Origin of the sequence: Streptococcus oralis subsp. oralis, assembly GCF_002096435.1 — a bacterium.
In the GTDB taxonomy this organism is placed as follows: domain Bacteria; phylum Bacillota; class Bacilli; order Lactobacillales; family Streptococcaceae; genus Streptococcus; species Streptococcus oralis_AA.
In genome coordinates, this window is sequence record NZ_NCUI01000016.1 from 1 (window position 1) to 2088 (window position 2088).

The window sequence follows — 2088 nt, forward strand, 5'->3', positions numbered from 1 at the left end:
ATGAACGAACCAGGAAAAGAAACAAAGGAAACTGCTGATCAGTATATCAAAGAAAAAGGATATACTTTCCCGTATTATTATGACGAAGATCAGTCTGCAGCCGATCTTTTACAGGTTCAAACCATACCAAGTATGTATCTTGTGACAAAACAGCAACAGGTAAAGAATGTATTAGTAAATCACACCACTGCTGAAAATTTCTCGAAAGAGTTACAAGAACTGCTAAACTAACATACATCTATTTCAGAAAAAAGGAGGAAGAAGAAATCGCAATAGGATTTCAGAGAAAACTATGAGAGATTTCATTAAAAAGGTCTCTGTTCTGTTTATGATTCTGTTTCTCTCTGTGCCATTAGGATTGGCTGGACTGTTCCTTGCTCGAGGTGCATCAGCTGATGAAGGGGCTGCAAGACAAGTAGGAGAGAACACAGAAATTATCCAGAATGGATGTTATCGTAAGGTAAAGAAAACAGAAAAAACACAGTGGACAGTTCCACGTAAACCGATCGACTTAGTTATCCTTCAAGATGCGAGTGGATCCTTTGAAAAGACTATTCCTAGTGTTAAGAATGCCTTGAAGCGTTTGACCACTTATGTGAAACCTGAACAGTACAATGAAACTGACCCACATTTAGTGAGTACAGGTGATCCAGATACGACTGACCGCGTCTTCGTTTCAGCTTATCAAGGATTGGATCAGGTTCGATATTTTGATAATGAGGACTTCACAGGAGCGATTGATACCTATACAAATGAGGGGATCACTGGTAAACATTATCAGTTTAGTTCAAGTGATTTAACATCAGATCAAAAATCTATTCATAGCTTTATTGATAATATTACTGTTGGAGGAGGAACTCCTACAGTTCCTGGTATCACGGATGCTCTTGCTGCTTATAACAGTCAAAAAGGAGAAATGAAAAATGGTCGTAAGACAGTATTCCTCCTTGTAACGGATGGTGTGGCCAATGGTTACCGTCTCCCAGATGGTAATGTTGTTATGGATAAAAGTTATGCCAGAACTTATAAGCTACAACCTGCATGGGGACTTGGTCAAAACTATTTCCCTGAAGCAGCGCAAGATATTGTCAGCCGTGCAAACGAGTTAAAAGAGGCAGGAAATACACTTAAGAATGCGGTTGGATCAGAAGGCTCTGTAGTTATTGGTTTCTGGGAGCGAGTGGCAGGGTTCACTGACCCATACTTCCAATATGGTTCTGCTTATTTGAATGGATTTGGAAAAACATTGAATATCGGTGATAACCGTTCAGTTCAAGGAATCTTCCATGATGCTCTTCAATCGATGGCTTCACCAGACAAGGTTGTAAACGGAAAGAACGTTTCCTTCTATGTTAATGAACAAAGCGATATCGATAAGTTCTCAAATCGAATTTTAGAATCGGTAGCTGCAGCGTTGATCAAGGAAGACATCAAAGGTGAGTTCACTGTTACACCCGGGTATAAGGTTGATGCTGTTCGAATCAATGGTAAAACAGTTGTTGAAAAAGTCACAGATCCATCAAAACAAATTCGTGGTCGAATCAATCAAGAAGGTGACAATGTCACAATCTATGTACCTGATAGTGTCTTCAACCCTGGAGATAACAATTTCGACTATGATTTGAGTAAGGAAGCACGTGCTCCTGAAACGAATGAAGAGGATGAAGTTGATCCGCCAGCTGATTACACACCAACGAATGAAACAATTACAGTCCCTGAATTGACTGGTGTCTTCAAGACAGGTGAATTTACAACCCGTAAGATTGGTGGACGTAATGAAGAAGTTGAAGTTCAAAAACTCGAGTACTGTTACCCAAGTGTCACTAAGAGAATTACCGACGCAGATAAGAGTAATGACTTGGGAGAAATTGATGACCCGCTTGGTTTGACAAAGAAAAAAGCCTATTCTGCACAATTGTCAGACAAGGCAGAGGAGTTTACCTATACTCTTGATTACAACTTCAATAACGTAGCCTACGAATTTGAAAAGAACGTCATGTTGACAGACCCACTTGACTACCGTTTGGAAGTGGTTGAAAGTTCAGCTACTGGACCAAATGGAGAAAAATGGACCACTCGTGTAGTTAG

General features: G+C 40.0%; 1 protein-coding gene and 1 pseudogene. Both read left to right on the top strand.

Translation table 11 applies throughout. The features are described 5' to 3' along the window. Positions 1-231: TlpA family protein disulfide reductase (locus tag B7723_RS00080; RefSeq protein WP_237665658.1), on the top strand; the 231-nt coding region annotated here is incomplete at its 5' end. 61 nt (positions 232-292) lie between these two features. After that, positions 293-2088 (top strand): annotated as a pseudogene (locus B7723_RS00085) (cell surface protein); the annotation flags it as partial.